Origin of the sequence: Halofilum ochraceum (assembly GCF_001614315.2) — a bacterium.
Lineage (GTDB): Bacteria > Pseudomonadota > Gammaproteobacteria > XJ16 > Halofilaceae > Halofilum > Halofilum ochraceum.
This window is the reverse complement of sequence record NZ_LVEG02000016.1, coordinates 88,347-101,898: the sequence shown is the minus strand read 5'-3', so window position 1 is coordinate 101,898 and position 13,552 is coordinate 88,347. Positions and strand designations below refer to the sequence as shown.

General features: G+C 66.6%; 12 protein-coding genes. All 12 read right to left on the bottom strand.

Features of this window, described 5'->3' with window-relative positions:
* Positions 1-732: 732 nt before the first annotated feature.
* Positions 733-1,509 (bottom strand): GntR family transcriptional regulator, encoded by a 777-nt coding sequence (locus A0W70_RS13330; RefSeq protein ID WP_175443124.1) that lies wholly within the window; start codon positions 1,507-1,509, stop codon positions 733-735.
* Positions 1,510-1,845: 336 nt separating this feature from the next.
* Positions 1,846-2,217, bottom strand: coding sequence for a DUF1475 domain-containing protein (locus A0W70_RS13325; protein ID WP_067563394.1), 372 nt, complete (start codon positions 2,215-2,217; stop codon positions 1,846-1,848).
* Positions 2,210-3,268, bottom strand: coding sequence for an SAM-dependent methyltransferase (locus A0W70_RS13320; protein ID WP_245675886.1), 1,059 nt, complete (start codon positions 3,266-3,268; stop codon positions 2,210-2,212). The genes A0W70_RS13325 and A0W70_RS13320 overlap by 8 nt, the downstream gene beginning before the upstream one ends.
* A 187-nt stretch (positions 3,269-3,455) precedes the next feature.
* Complete coding sequence (locus A0W70_RS13315) at positions 3,456-4,034, bottom strand: DUF2878 domain-containing protein (RefSeq protein ID WP_083331013.1); 579 nt, start codon at positions 4,032-4,034, stop codon at positions 3,456-3,458.
* Entirely contained in the window at positions 4,031-5,296 is a 1,266-nt protein-coding gene (locus A0W70_RS13310; RefSeq protein WP_067563390.1) for an SAM-dependent methyltransferase, read from the bottom strand. Before A0W70_RS13310 ends, A0W70_RS13315 begins: the two co-directional genes overlap by 4 nt.
* A 198-nt stretch (positions 5,297-5,494) precedes the next feature.
* Positions 5,495-6,463 (bottom strand): alpha-E domain-containing protein, encoded by a 969-nt coding sequence (locus A0W70_RS13305; protein WP_067563387.1) that lies wholly within the window; start codon positions 6,461-6,463, stop codon positions 5,495-5,497.
* Positions 6,464-6,509: 46 nt separating this feature from the next.
* Positions 6,510-7,970, bottom strand: a complete 1,461-nt coding sequence (locus tag A0W70_RS13300) for a circularly permuted type 2 ATP-grasp protein (protein ID WP_067563384.1) — start codon at positions 7,968-7,970, stop codon at positions 6,510-6,512.
* Complete coding sequence (locus tag A0W70_RS13295) at positions 7,967-9,058, bottom strand: zinc-binding metallopeptidase family protein (protein ID WP_067563381.1); 1,092 nt, start codon at positions 9,056-9,058, stop codon at positions 7,967-7,969. The genes A0W70_RS13300 and A0W70_RS13295 overlap by 4 nt, the downstream gene beginning before the upstream one ends.
* 465 nt (positions 9,059-9,523) lie before the next feature.
* Positions 9,524-10,270: a DUF1365 domain-containing protein gene (locus tag A0W70_RS13290; protein WP_067563377.1), complete on the bottom strand. Its 747-nt coding sequence runs from the start codon at positions 10,268-10,270 to the stop codon at positions 9,524-9,526.
* On the bottom strand, positions 10,267-11,532 hold the full coding sequence (locus A0W70_RS13285) for an NAD(P)/FAD-dependent oxidoreductase (protein WP_139150877.1): 1,266 nt from the start codon (positions 11,530-11,532) through the stop codon (positions 10,267-10,269). The genes A0W70_RS13290 and A0W70_RS13285 overlap by 4 nt, the downstream gene beginning before the upstream one ends.
* 7 nt (positions 11,533-11,539) lie before the next feature.
* A complete protein-coding gene (locus tag A0W70_RS13280) occupies positions 11,540-12,496 on the bottom strand; it encodes an acyl-CoA desaturase (protein WP_175443123.1) in 957 nt (318 codons plus the stop codon).
* Entirely contained in the window at positions 12,493-13,401 is a 909-nt protein-coding gene (locus tag A0W70_RS16620) for a B12-binding domain-containing protein (protein WP_070989438.1), read from the bottom strand. Before A0W70_RS16620 ends, A0W70_RS13280 begins: the two co-directional genes overlap by 4 nt.
* Positions 13,402-13,552 lie beyond the last annotated feature (151 nt).

The window sequence follows — 13,552 nt, the reverse complement described above, 5'->3', positions numbered from 1 at the left end:
ACGCTGATGAAAAACGAGACCGACTACGTGCCGAAAACCGCTTGAGGGGCAGACATAGAATCTCCTACAGTTCTTTGCTTTCCTTTGCGTCCCTTGGCGCCCTCTGCGCCTTGGCGAGAACCAAAAACACAACGCCAATAGAACTCGAATGGCGGAATCCAGCGTAAGAGTAGCGTTGACCGATGAGCTCCCCGACAAAAAAACGGCCCGGGCCGCCTGTTGCGGGACCGGGCCGTCTGGCACGTCCTCATTGCCGGCCGTCATCGGATCACAGCGCCGTCATTACCACCATCAACGCGGCGGTAATCACGAAAGAACCGATATAAGCCTTTGCTACCTGGATGTTCACGTCGCCACTCATCGCTCGACCTCCTCGATCGTTACTGCACTGACTATCCCGGCGGTTTCGGTGCTGGTGCCGGTTCCTGCGCCTTCGCCTTTCTCATACGCATAAAAAAGGCCGCTCTAAGCGGCCCGTTTGGTGACATTGCCGTCTATGCGGACAGCATCACTGTACGGGCCGGGTCCTGCGCCACTTATGCGTAATTCGAATGAGGTTGCCCATTGGTGGGCTCCTTCGGCTATCTGGCAAGGGTGTTGTAAGGGCTGGGAGGAGGGAAATCAAGGGAGAAATACGAAAGACAGGATCTTTCTTTTTGGCATCGTAAAACAGGATAAACCCGCTTTACGGATAATTCAGAAAAGAATAAACGGATTGTGTAATCCGCCCTGTCAGAATGGTTCCCGAGCGGTTCCCGCGGCCTCGAAAGCCGCAGCCGGGTCGATTCCGACCTCGGCTTCCGGTGCCGTCGAGAGGTATTCCGCGATACGGGTCTGAAAGATGGCGGTGTGCGAGCGTGCGACCGCCTCGGCCGCATCCGGATCGCGTGCATCAATGGCGGCTACCAGCGCCTCGTGGTCCTCGAGGACGCGTTCCAGGTGACGCGATTGACGCTGCGCGTCGGAGCGGCCCCGCCCGAGTGCGAGGTGCATGACCCGCATGCCTTCCTGATGAAGCTGGCGATAGGCGGCGTGGAGATAGGCGTTATCGGCCGCCTCGGCAACGGCCATATGGAACTGCCGGTTGTCGGCGGAAATCGCCGTCGAGGTGCCGTCGCGCATGCATTCCGCGAAGCGCTCGTGGGTCGCCCGGATGCGGGCAAGCTGTTCCGTCGTCCGCCGTTCCGCCGCGTACCGGTTGATCGCGCGCGATATGAGATCGATGGACTCGATGAATCGCGGCAACTGCAGGAAATCGAAGTTCGAGACCCGGGCGCCGCGGTTGGGCAGCAGTTCCACCAGCCGCTCATTGGAGAGGTTCAGCAGGGCCTCGCGGACGGCCGTACGCGAGCGGCGGAAACGCTCGGCGAGCGTGGCCTCGTCCAGTTCCTGGCCGGGTCTGAGCTCGAGCTCGAGGATCTGTTCCCGGAGTTCCTGGTAGAGGTGGGTCGACCCGGGGGCCCGGGTCGCACGCGGGGCACCCTGGGGGGAGGAGTCGGTCGTGTCCATGGTCATCTGCTCCCTGTATTGCCCGCTCGGCGTGAACCATCGACGCCGGAGAGGTCCATTGCGGCCATTCGGAACCTGCGGCTCCGGCGGAAGCCGCCGCATGAGTCCTGCATACGAATCGCCGGGATCGGTACTCCGTCGACGCGATTCGGCCCCGACTGTCGGGTTTCCTTCGTCAACCCAACCTACGCAGTTCGCAGGATCTCACGACCAGTGGGCACCGAAGAACCCGGCGAAACGCCCGTAGGTTGGTTTGAGTGAAAACGAAAACCAACGTTGGTCACCGCGAACCGACTGGCGAAAGGATAGCATCCCTCGTTTCCCTGATACGCGACATTACGCGTCGGGCGGTCGGGTGGCCAGAGACCGTCGCTGACCATGCCAGAAGGCGTTGCCATCGCCACCGGCCCGCCACCAGGCGCGGATCAAATAGATACAGGCGACCACATTGCCCAGCAGAATCAACGCGACGATCCAGGCGGCCGCCGGCGCGGGCGCCTCGCGCCATACGATCCAGCCGGCGAACAGGGCGATCCCGGCGTAGACGTCGAGCAGCAAAACCCGGCCCCACGGGAGGTCCAGCAGCCGCGGGCCCTCCGCCGACAGGTCGCCGTGGATGGAAGCCGCCACCAGGTAGATCGTCAGCACGAGGCCGGCGGCGACCGCGACGAGCAGGATCGGCCGGCCCGGCATCCGCGCGTCAGTCATGCCCGGGCTTCTCCATGAGATGATGCACTACCCACCATTCCTCGCCGTCGCGCAGGCCGAATAGCTCGGCGCAGGCCATGAAAAAGACCCGCCAGCGCTGGCACCAGCGCTGGGCGTCGGCGCCATAGGCCGCTTCCAGTACCGGCATGATCTCGGCCCTGCGGGCATCCATGTTCGCCAGCCAGGCGTTGGCCGTGGCGGCATAGTGGCGGCCGTTCCAGCGCCATTGGCCGCGGTGGTGCAGGTGGTCCTGGAAGGTCGTCATCAGGCCATCGGCCGGCATGATGCCGCCGGTGAAGAAATGCCGGCCCATCCAGTTGGCATCGCCCTCGGGCTGGAATTCGTAGCTGCACTCGCGGTGGCAGAATACGTGCACGAGCAGCTGCCCGCCGGGGCGCAGCCAGCCGCTGATCCGCTCCAGCAGCAGGCGCCAGTTACGCATGTGCTCGAACATCTCGATCGACACGACCCGATCGAACGGGCCATCGTCGGGCTCGAAGTCGTTCATGTCGGCGGTTACGACGCGCACGTTGTCCAGCCCGCGTTCCGCGGCGCGTGCCTCGATGAAGGCGCGCTGCGGCGCGGAATTGGATACCGCGGTGATGCGGCTCGATGGATAGTGTTCCGCCATCCACAGGGTCAGCGAACCCCAGCCGCAGCCGAGTTCCAGCACCCGTTGACCGTCGGCGAGGTTGGCGTGCTCGCAGGTCGCGGCCAATGATGTGTCCTCGGCCTGATCGAGACCGACTCCAGGTGGGTCGAAACGACAGCCGCTGTACTTCAGGCGATGGCCGAGCACGTGCCGGAAGAACTCGGCCGGCAGTTCGTAGTGCTGCTCGTTCGCCTTCTCCGGCACCGGCGCGATCGGACCGGCATCCATGCCGCGGATGAACGCCTGCTGTCGCGCCAGCCGCTGCTCGCAGTCGCCGGCGGTTTCCTGCCGTCGGCGTGCCTCACAGAGCCGTCGGATGCCGGCGCGGATGGCGCTGTCCGGGATCCGCTCGCGTTCCATCCAATCGATCGCCGTCGCGAGCATCGGGTTCGCGCTCATCGGATACGCTCCTGGGAATCGGGCCGGGGTGGGCCCGCGAAAAAAGCATGGGGGCTGCGCCGGCGGGCGTGGTATGCAACGCCGCGGGGCGGCAGCGTGCGGGTCTTGCCGGGCGGCACGCCGCTCACCTTGAACGGGAGCAACAGCGTCACCGCCGGTTCCGACAGTGCCCACGGAGAAAGCGCGTTCATCCGCGGGCCCCCGTGGCTTCCGCCGGCACGGGTTGGCCGGCCCAGCGGCCGATGCGGGCGGCACCCGCGACGACCAGCGGGGTCGCGATCGCCCACTGGACGGCGACGGCGCCGATCAGCACGGCGACCCCCTCCGGTGCCAGCAGGCCACCGAACTGGGTGCCACTGAAGTAGGCCATCGGGCCGCCGACGGCCCCGAGGAGCGCCGCCAGCAGGTAGCTGCGCTGCAGCCAGTGCAGGGCCACGTTCAGGGCCATCGCGAAGTTCACCCACAGAGCGACCATCCAGACCGTCGACGGCGCGCCGACGCGCGCCTGGGCGGGGAAGTCGAATACCCCGGCCAGCACCATCGCGGAATCGATCGCATAGCCGAACAGCGCGGCCGCGGCCAGCGTGGCCAGTTCACGGCGTCGGGCCGGGATGAGCTTGAGATGGATCGCCACGAGCACCGCGACGACCAGTGGACCCAGCCAGATGTAGCCGTTGGCCGCGCCGAGCACACAGGTAAACCAGCCGATGTTGATGGAGACGATATTCCACAATATGAGCGGCAGGCTCGGTTTGCCGGCGGTCATGCGGATTCCCGAATGGCTGGACGAATCGCCGGTTCCGTATTTCGCGGTTTGGCGAGCAGCAGCTGCAGGTCGCCTATATGACGCTCATCGAAGCCGGCCTCGCAGTACTGCAGATAGAAGTCCCACAGCCGCAGGAAGCGCTCGGGGTAGCCCAGCGCCCGTACCTGATCGGCCGCCGCGTGGAAGCGGTCGCGCCAGTGGCGCAGCGTCTCCGCGTAGTCCGCCGACAGGTCTTCCAGGTGCACTGGGCGCAGATCGCCGACCTGGCCGATGGCAGCGAACAGGGCCTTCGGGGCCGGGCAGTGGCTGCCGGGAAAGACGTAGCGCTGGATGAAGTCGACCGAGCGCCGGTAGGTTTCGTATTCCCGGTCGCTCGTGGTGATCACCTGCAGCAGCATGGCCCCGTCCGGGCGCAGGCGATCGCTGCACGCACGGAAGAACGTCTCGAGGTATTCGCGGCCGACGGCTTCGATCATCTCGATCGATACGAGCCGGTCGTACTGGCCCGTGAGGTCGCGGTAATCCGACTGCAGCAGGGTAATGCGGTCTTCGAGACCCGCCTCACGGATGCGCTCGGCCGCGAGGGCGTGCTGTTCCGCCGAGATCGTGGTCGTCGTGACGTGGCAGCCGTAGTGCTTCGCGGCGTGCAGCGCGAAACTGCCCCAGCCGGTGCCGATCTCGAGGACTTGATGTTCCGGTTGCAGACCCAGCTTGCGACAGATGCGGTCGAGTTTCGCGGTCTGCGCCTGCTCCAGGGTGGCTTCGGCGCTCTCGAAGACCCCGGACGAATAGGTCATCGACTCGTCGAGGAACAGGCGGAAGAGGTCGTTGCCCAGGTCGTAATGATCGCGGATGTTCCGCCGGCTGCCGCCAGGCGTGTTGGCGCGCGCTCGCTGCGCGATGCGGGCGATCGCGGTGGCGAGGCCGGCGATGCCGCCCCGGTCGAACCGGCCCGTCGCCGCGCGGCTGCGGATCAGGATACGGAACAGATCCGCCAGCCGGTCGCAGTCCCAGTCGCCATCGATCCAGCTCGCGGCCGCGCCGAGCGCACCACCAAAGACCATGCGGCGGTAGAAGCGCGGTGCGTGGACGCGGATGCGTGCGGCGGGGACGGCATCCTGGCCGAACGTGGCCTCGCCATCGGCATCCGCGATATGCAGCCGGCCCTCCGCGAGCCCGTCAAGGCGGCGGTGCAGCAGTTGCCGCGCCAGGCGATCGAGTGGACGGGTGGCGCCGAACGCGGACAGCGCGGTCGTGCTCAAGTCGGCGGTACTCCGGTGGTCGCGATATTTGCAGTTGCAGTTCGCCGGATCCTCGCGAATGGATTCGGGCAGGGATCGTGAAAGTATCGCCCATCATTGTAGCCGCAGGCCGGCTTTTTGCCGTCAGGCAACAGCCGGCGCCCCGTGTACAGAGTCGGACCTTGTCCGCCGGCTGGCTCCCGTCGGTCGCAAGCCGACCTACGTGGCACTCGTGGAGACCGGTGCGTGCCCGAGCAGATCGCGTCCGATCTCGATCGAGAGGGCGTTCAGGTACTGCTGGACGCGGTCGAGGTACTCGTGCAGCCCGAATGCGATGACGCCATCGATGTCGGTGTCGAGCAGCGTGCGCAGGTCGTCCAGACGACCCATGGCCGCGGTCGCGCCGGGGATGTTGTAGGCCGAGCGCAGTTGGGTCAGGCGCTCACCGACCTCGTCGACGCAGGCCGCGACCGAGCGCGGGAAGCCCTCGTGGAACAGCATGAATCCGGCGACATCCCCCGGTGTCATACCGCGCGGGTGGATCTTGCGGAACGCGTGGTAGCCGGCCGCCGAGCGCAGCAGGGCGTTCCAGCGGCTGACATCGACCTGGGAGCCGACGTCCTCCGGCGAGGGCAGGACGTTGTGGTACTTGCTGTCGAGCAGGCGGGTGGTCTGGTCGGCGCGTTCGAGCTGCTTGCCGAGCTGGTAAAAACACCAGCCCTCGTCGCGATAGAACGTGCCCTCGGTGATCCCCGTGTGGGTCTGGCAGCCTTCCTTGATCATGGAGCAGAACCGGGCCAGCCTGGGTTCTGCAATCTCCTGCGGGCCGAGCGCGCGCAGCCGGTTGTAGAAGATGTTGAGCTGCGTCCACATCTCGGTCGAGATCAGCGGTCGCAGGGTGCGCGCGTTCGAGCGCGCCATGCCGAGGTTCGACAGGATGGAAGCGGTGTTGCGGTCGTCGAGCGTGTAGAACCGGATCACGGCCGCCGCCGACGCCTCGCCGTATTCGCGGAAGAACGCCGGCACGTCGTCGTACAGCTCCAGGATCGAGCGCCAGTTCTGGCCGCCGCGTGAATCACGCGAGAACGTCTCGGTGACGTCCAGCACGCGCGCGAGGTCCTCGGCCCGTTCGACGTAGCGGGCCATCCAGAAGATGGCGTCGGCATAGCGCGACAGCAGATTGCTCATCCGGTACTCCTTGCGTCCGGTCCCGTGCGGCTCATTCCAGCACCGTTCATTCCAGCACCCAGGTGTCTTTCGAGCCGCCACCCTGGGACGAGTTCACGATCAGCGAGCCCTTGCGCAGCGCGACCCGCGAGAGACCGCCCGGCGCAACCCAGGTATCGCGCCCGGTCACCGCGAACGTGCGCAGATCGACATGGCGCGGCTCGATGCCGCCGTCGACCAGCGTGGGCGCGACCGACAGGCTGATCATCGGCTGGCTGACCCAGTTGTGCGGCCGGTCGAGAATCTGCTGGCGGCAGGTTTCGAGTTCTTCCTTCGTGGCGTGGGGGCCGACCGTGATGCCATAGCCGCCTGCCTCGCCGACCGGTTTGACCACCAGTTCGTCGAGGTGATCCAGCGTGTACTGCAGGCCTTCCTTCTCGCGGCAGAGGTTCGTCTGCACGTTGGGCAGGATCGGGTCCTCGTCCAGGTAATACCGGATCAGACGCGGCATATAGGCATACAGTGCCTTGTCGTCGGCCACTCCGGTGCCGATGGCGTTCGCCAGCGCCACGTTGCCCTTGCGGTACGCCTGGAACAGCCCGGGTACGCCGAGCAGGCTGTTGGGATCGAACGCGCGCGGATCGAGGGCGTCGTCGTTGATGCGCCGATAGATCACGTGGACCGGCTGCAGGCCGCGGATCGTCTTGACGTACACGCGGTCGTCCTCGGTGACCAGATCGCGGCCTTCGACCAGTGCGACGCCCATCTCGCGGGCGAGGAAGATGTGCTCGAAGTAGGCCGAGTTGTAGGTGCCCGGTGACAGCAGGACCACCGTGGGGTCGTCGACGCCCTGCGGGGCGATCTCCCCGAGCGCCGCCCGCAGGCGCTGGCCATAGTTCGAGACCGAGCGCACCGGCTGATCCTCGATGAGATCGGGGAAGGTACGCAGCATCAGGTGCCGGTTCTCGACCATGTAGGACACGCCGGACGGGCAGCGGGCGTTGTCCTCCAGCACGTAGAAGGTGCCGTCGTCGTCCCGGATCAGGTCGGAGCCGTCGATATGGGCGTAGGTATCGTACGGGACCTCCAGGCCCTCCATCTCCGGACGATAGTTCGGGTTCGAGAACACCACGTCGGGCGGCACGATTCCATCGCTGAACACGTGGCGCTCGTGGTAGACGTCGCGCAGGAAGCGGTTGATGGCCGTGACGCGCTGGCGCACCCCGGTCTCCAGGGTCTGCCACTCGTCCGGCGGGATCGGGCGCGGGATCGCGTCGAATGGCAGGATCCGGTCGATCGCGTCTTTCTGCGTGTAGACCGTAAACGTGATCCCGAAGTTGTAGAGTTCGAGTTCGGCGTCGTGCGCGCGTTCGCGCAGATCGTCCAGCGACATGCGCGCCAGCCGCTCGCGCAGCGCCTGCGTGTGCGGGATCGGTGCCTGCATCGAAGGCGGACCGAACAGCTCGCAGTAGCGTCCGCCGGGGTCGTAGTCGGCCAGCAGGCCGGTGCGTTCAGCGACCTCGTTCATGCGCGCGCCTCCCCGGGTTCCGTGGTACCGCCCGCGTCGCGCGACGCGGTGCGGATCAATTCGTGGATGAAGCGGAGCTTGTCGACGACCGGAGCCACGAAGACCTCCGGCACGACGTCCAGCAGGCCCATTTCGCGATTGATCTCGTTCAGGCTGATGCCGACATGCCGATACGTCGATAAGGCCCGATCGAAATCGTCCAGCGGGCGAATCGCCGTCTCCAGTCCCCAGTGGCCGACGGTATCAAGCACGGCCGCCATGTCGAGATAGACCGCGAAGGTCTCGGCGAAGTCCTCCCACGGATGCATGGTGGCGTAGGCGGATACGTACCGCTGCGGCCAGTCATCCGGCGGACCGGACTTGTAATGGGCCTTCAGCGCCTCGCCGTAGGGTGGATCGTCGTGATCGCCAAAGCACGCGCGACAGGCGTCCTCGCAGCGCCCGCGCACGAGCAGCTCCCAGTAATAGTGCGCGATCTCGTGCCGGAAATGCCCGATCAGCGTGCGATGCGCCTCATTCATGTTGATGCGCCGGCGCTCGCGCTCGGCGTCATCGGCCTCGTCGAGGTTGATCGTGATGCGCCCGCTCGCGTGACCGGTATACACATGCTCGACCGCACCGAGGCGATGCCACGCGCCTTTCTCGCGTACCAGATCGGCCTTGAAGTCGAAGCAAAGCGGCGGATCGTAGCCATCCTCGGCCGTGCCGTAGGGGAGGCCGAGATCGTCCAGCGTGTACAGCAGCCGCCGCTTGGCCGACTCGAGCTGCGCCCATTTCGCCCGGTTGCCCGGCACCGAGGTGTCCGGAACCGTGCGATTGAAGCGACAGCCACCGCACAGCGGTGACTCCGGCGTCTCGGGACCGGTGACCACCATGCGGTTGCACACACCCTCGAGCGCGTAGTTCCGGCACGGCACCAGGGCAGCGCCGCAATCCTCGCCGGTGCAGCGGAACCGGCCGTCGGCGGTCGGCTCCAGCGCACGAATGGCCGCACACTCCGGACACCAGCCGACCTTGCGGCTGCAGGCCAGGCAGCTGGTGTTATCGAAAAACAGCCGATTGCCGCAGATGCAGGCAAACGTCTTCATGGGGAATCTCCGTGCCGGGCTTCACAAGCGGCACCATCGCCCTATTCTGGCATAACCCGCCGCCGGGACCTCGCGGCGGAGGTGCAAGGATACGGGGGTGACGGGTCTCTGTCAGCGTGGCCGGGTGCTTAACCTTGGTGCGGGTCTTGGGCGCTTTTCAATAAGGGTTCTCGCCAAGGCGCGGAGGGCGCCAAGGGACGCGAAGGAAAGCACGGCATTGTAGGAGCGAGCTTGCTCGCGAACCGAGATCCACGCCACCGGTATCCTGGGCAATCGATGAAGTATCAAACCCAATCCAGTCGCTTGTCTGCCGTCCAGCCACCAGGGCATGGACATGGCAGCGCCATTGGATACCGGTTCGCGGCCAAGGCCGCTCCTACAATCCTTCTTCGCGTCCCTTGGCGCGCTTCGCGCCTTGGCGAGAACCTTTTTCCAAAGCGTTTCTCAAGCCCCGGCCGCGTTCTGTCAGCCCCCGCGGGGATGCGGGAAAAACGGCGTGCCACGTATCCACAGCCGCAGGGCCTGCCAATAGATGGCGGCGACGACCTTGCCGGTCATGAACGGGTGGCGGGCCAGCGCGCGGGCCATGTTCGGGCCGTCGAGTGGCCGGCGCTCCAGGCTCAGGGAGGCGTCGAAGTCGCGCTCGCCGTCGCGTTCGTTGCGCATGTGCACCGTCAGGCGATCGCCGGGTGTGGTGAAGCGCCAGTCGTAGTCGTAATCCATGTCGAGAAACGGTGAGACGTGGAACGCCTTGCGGAACCTGAAACGATGGTGCGTGCCATCGCCGTCCACCGGCAGCACGTAGCAGTGACGCTCCCCCCAGGGCGTGTTGTGGACCTCGGCGACGATGGTCTCGAGTTCGCGGTCGGCCGCGTCGAAGCAGTAATAGAAGCTGACCGGGTTGAAGCAGAAGCCGAAGTAGCGCGGATGGGTCAGCAGGCGGATCGGGCCGCTCGGCCGCGCGCCGGTGCGCTCCTGGACCAGGTCGCGGACATTCTCGTCGAGCGGGCGGTCGTGGGGGCCCAGATGGTCCCGCCGGTCGAAGCGGACGATGTTCGGGCGCTCGACCGACCACAGCCAGCGACCCCGGAAGACCCGATCGAGTTCACCCAGGTCGATATAGAGCATGAACACGCGGTAGGAAAAGCCGTGCGGGCGTGGCGCGAACCGCCGATGGCGGACGGTGCCACTGTAGATCGCGCTTGCGGTCATAAACCATCCACGCCGAAGGCCGCCGCCACCGCCGCGGCACTGCGGACACCGTCCTCATGGAAGCCGTAGCCCCACCAGGCGCCGCAGAATGACGTCCGGTTCGCCCGGGTCACTTCGCGGTGGCGCGCCTGAGCGGCGCCGCGCTGGGGTGTATACAGGGGATGAGCGTAGCGCATCCGCGCGTGGATGCGCGCCGGGTCGATGCCGCCATCGTCGTTGAGCGTGACGCACCAGGTCTCGCGGGCCGGCAGGCGCTGCAGGATGTTCATGTCGTAACTGATCGACACGTGACCGCTGTCGGCGCCCACCCGATGGTTCCAGGCCGCGCGGCAGCGGGGCTCCCGCGGAAGTACGCGGGTGTCCGTGTGCAGGATCGCGGTATTGGTCTGGTATGGGAAGGCGGCCAGCAGTTCCCGTTCGACCTCCGTGGCATCGTCGCCGAGCAGCGCCAGCGCCTGGTCGGCGTGGCAGGCGAGAATGACCTCGTCGAAGGTCTCGTCGCCAGCCGCGCTCGTCACGCGCACCCGCTCGGGGGAGCGGGCGATCGATTGCACCGGCGTGGCCGGGCGCAGTTGTCCCGGGAAGTCGGCGAGCAGCGCGTCCACGTAGCGCCGCGAACCGCGGGGGATCGAGCGCCACTGCGGCCGGCCGCCGAGCCCCAGCATGCGGTGGTGGTGCAGGAATTCGACCACGAAACGGATCGGGAAACCGGCGAAGCGGCGATCGGGGCAGGACCACAGCGAGGCGCCGAGCGGCAGCAGGTAGTGTTCGACGAACGAGTGGCCGTAGCGGCGCTCGCGGGCGAAGTCGGCGACGCTGCGGGTGTCGTCGGGATCCTCGAGCACGGCCGGCGCATCGCGGCCGAAGCGCAGGATATCGCGCAGCATGCCCCAGAACGCGGGCCTCGCCAGGTTGCGGCGCTGGCCGAAGACACTGTTCAGGGACGGCGAGCCGGCCCATTCAAGACCGTTGCGGGCATCGCTCACCGAGAAGCTCATGGAGGTCGGCTGCGAATCGACGCCGAGGCGATCCAGCAGACGCGAGAACAGCGGATAGTTCTCGTGGTTGAAGACGATGAAGCCGGTGTCGACATCGATCGGCCCGGCTGGGTCTTCGACGCGATGGGTGTGGGTATGTCCGCCGATGCGGTCTTCGGCCTCGAACAGCGTGACGTCGTGTCGGCGCGCCAGCAGCCACGCGGCCACCAGCCCCGACACGCCGGCGCCGACGACGGCGACGCGCAATGCGGAATCGTCGGTCATGTCGGCCTCAGTCCGTCCCTGCGGGGATACGGCGATGCTCCAGGACGGCCTTCGGGACGGGGCGGAGATCGCGGATCAGCCCCGTCCAGGAGAGCGCGATCAGGGCGTACCACGTCGGGTCGAGTTCCCACCAGTAGAACCCCTGGCGCGCGGTGGCCGGGTAATGGTGGTGGTTGTTGTGCCAGCCCTCGCCCAGCGTCACCAGCGAGAGCCAGAAGTTGTTGCGGCTGGAGTCGTGCGTAGCGAAACGGCGGCGACCGAAGCGGTGCGCCAGCGAATTGATCGTATAGGTGCCGTGGTAGAGCAGGACGGTGGAGACGAAGAATCCCCAGACCAGCATCTGCGGGCCGTTCGTGCCGAGCCCCGGCGCGGCGGCGGCGAGCCATGCGCCGAGTCCCCAGGTGGCGAGCGCGAACAGCACCAGCGGCAGCCAGTCGAGGCGGTTCAGCCAGCGCAGTTCCGGGTAGCGCGCCCAGTCACGGACGTAGCGCCAGGGCGTGGGGTAATTGCCCCGGGTCAGGAACCAGCCGGTGTGGGCCCAGAGCAGGCCATGGCGGTCGGGCGAATGCACGTCCTCATGGTCATCGGCGTGGCCGTGGTGGTGGCGGTGATGCCCCGCCCACCAGAGCGGGCCGCGCTGCCCCGCCGTACAGCCCAGCGCTGCCATCACGAACTGGAACGCGCGCGACGTGCGAAAACTGCGGTGGGAGAAATAGCGGTGGTAGAAGCCGGTCACGAAGAACATGCGCAGCAGATAGAACGCGATGCACGCGCCCAGGGCGGCCCACGAAAACCCGACCACAAAGACGCCGAGGCAGGCGATGTGCAGGGCGATGAAGGGTACCGCGCGCGGCCAGTCGATGCGCTCGTCGCGAGGTGCGTCGAGCGGCGCGGGGGCGCCGTCACTGATCAGCCAGTGCCATATGGCCGACCAGGGCGCACTGAAACGGTTCCATGTAGTCACGCGCGCGAACGTCCTTCGGTCGTGGCGTGAGCGGTGCGGCTGGAGCGCAGCCCCTGCGCGAAGGCGGCGAGTTCCGTCATGGAACGCGCGTGATACACGCCCGGTATGTTGATCGCGGTCACGGCGTTGAGCGCCGGGCCCCCAATGACGATGCTCGGCTCCAGACGCGCATCGGCCAGAGCGCCGCGCAGATCGCCGGTCACCCTGTGGACCCGGTCGGCCCCGTCTTCGGTCGAGAACGCGATCCACACGAGGTTGGCCCGCGATTCGACCGCGGCCTGCGCGAGCACGCCCGCCGGCGTATTGGCGGACAGATTGACCTCGTCCCAACCCTCGCTGGCGAGTACCGAGGCGGCCATGAGCGAGGGCAGGACATACGGGTCGTCGGCGGGGCTGCCGCCCACGGCCGCACAGCGGTCCGGGCCGACCACGCCCAGGCTCCGGACCCGGTCGAGGATCTGGCTGCAGATGTCCGCGGCGCGGTGCTCGATCAGGATGCCATCTTCACCGTGGCGCCAGCGGTCACCGATGGCGCGCATTGCGGGCGCGATCATGCGGTCTATGATCAATGCAAGCGGCATGCCCTCGACGTAGCGGGCCAGCGCCAGCCCGCGCGCCCGCTCGGCCTCGCCGTTGCTGAGGGCGTCGTGCAGCGCGGTCGTCGGGTCGTCCTGGTCGGGCCCGGCGGAGATCGCGTCGATGTCCTCGAGCCCCAGGATGCCCGGACGTTCCAGTGCGAATCCCTGCGAGCGAACGAAGCGGATCGCCTCGGACCGGTCGATGCGGCGATGACCGCCGGCCGTACGGGCGACATGCAGGCGGCCGCTGTCGGCCCAGCGTTTCAGTGATGATTCGCTGACCCCGATTGCGGCACCGAGTTCCTTCGGAGACAGAACGGATTTCATGTCGGTGATATGGCTCTGAACGGTTTGAACGATATTAGTCGAGCCATCGGCCACGGTCAATAAATCGGCAGGCTCTGCCGGATCTACCCTATGATGGGGATGAAAAGGGCGCTGAGGGCGAGCATTGACCATTCTTCGATCCCGGTCCAAT

Excerpts from the sequence above, each read along its gene's own strand:
- A0W70_RS13290 (WP_067563377.1), bottom strand. The coding sequence starts at position 10,270 with ATGACCGCAAGCGCGATCTACAGTGGCACCGTCCGCCATCGGCGGTTC.
- A0W70_RS13320 (WP_245675886.1), bottom strand. The coding sequence starts at position 3,268 with ATGAGCGCGAACCCGATGCTCGCGACGGCGATCGATTGGATGGAACGC.
- A0W70_RS13295 (WP_067563381.1), bottom strand. The coding sequence starts at position 9,058 with ATGAAGACGTTTGCCTGCATCTGCGGCAATCGGCTGTTTTTCGATAAC.
- A0W70_RS13315 (WP_083331013.1), bottom strand. The coding sequence starts at position 4,034 with ATGACCGCCGGCAAACCGAGCCTGCCGCTCATATTGTGGAATATCGTC.
- A0W70_RS13285 (WP_139150877.1), bottom strand. The coding sequence starts at position 11,532 with ATGACCGACGATTCCGCATTGCGCGTCGCCGTCGTCGGCGCCGGCGTG.
- A0W70_RS16620 (WP_070989438.1), bottom strand. The coding sequence starts at position 13,401 with ATGAAATCCGTTCTGTCTCCGAAGGAACTCGGTGCCGCAATCGGGGTC.
- A0W70_RS13325 (WP_067563394.1), bottom strand. The coding sequence starts at position 2,217 with ATGACTGACGCGCGGATGCCGGGCCGGCCGATCCTGCTCGTCGCGGTC.
- A0W70_RS13330 (WP_175443124.1), bottom strand. The coding sequence starts at position 1,509 with ATGGACACGACCGACTCCTCCCCCCAGGGTGCCCCGCGTGCGACCCGG.
- A0W70_RS13300 (WP_067563384.1), bottom strand. The coding sequence starts at position 7,970 with ATGAACGAGGTCGCTGAACGCACCGGCCTGCTGGCCGACTACGACCCC.
- A0W70_RS13305 (WP_067563387.1), bottom strand. The coding sequence starts at position 6,463 with ATGAGCAATCTGCTGTCGCGCTATGCCGACGCCATCTTCTGGATGGCC.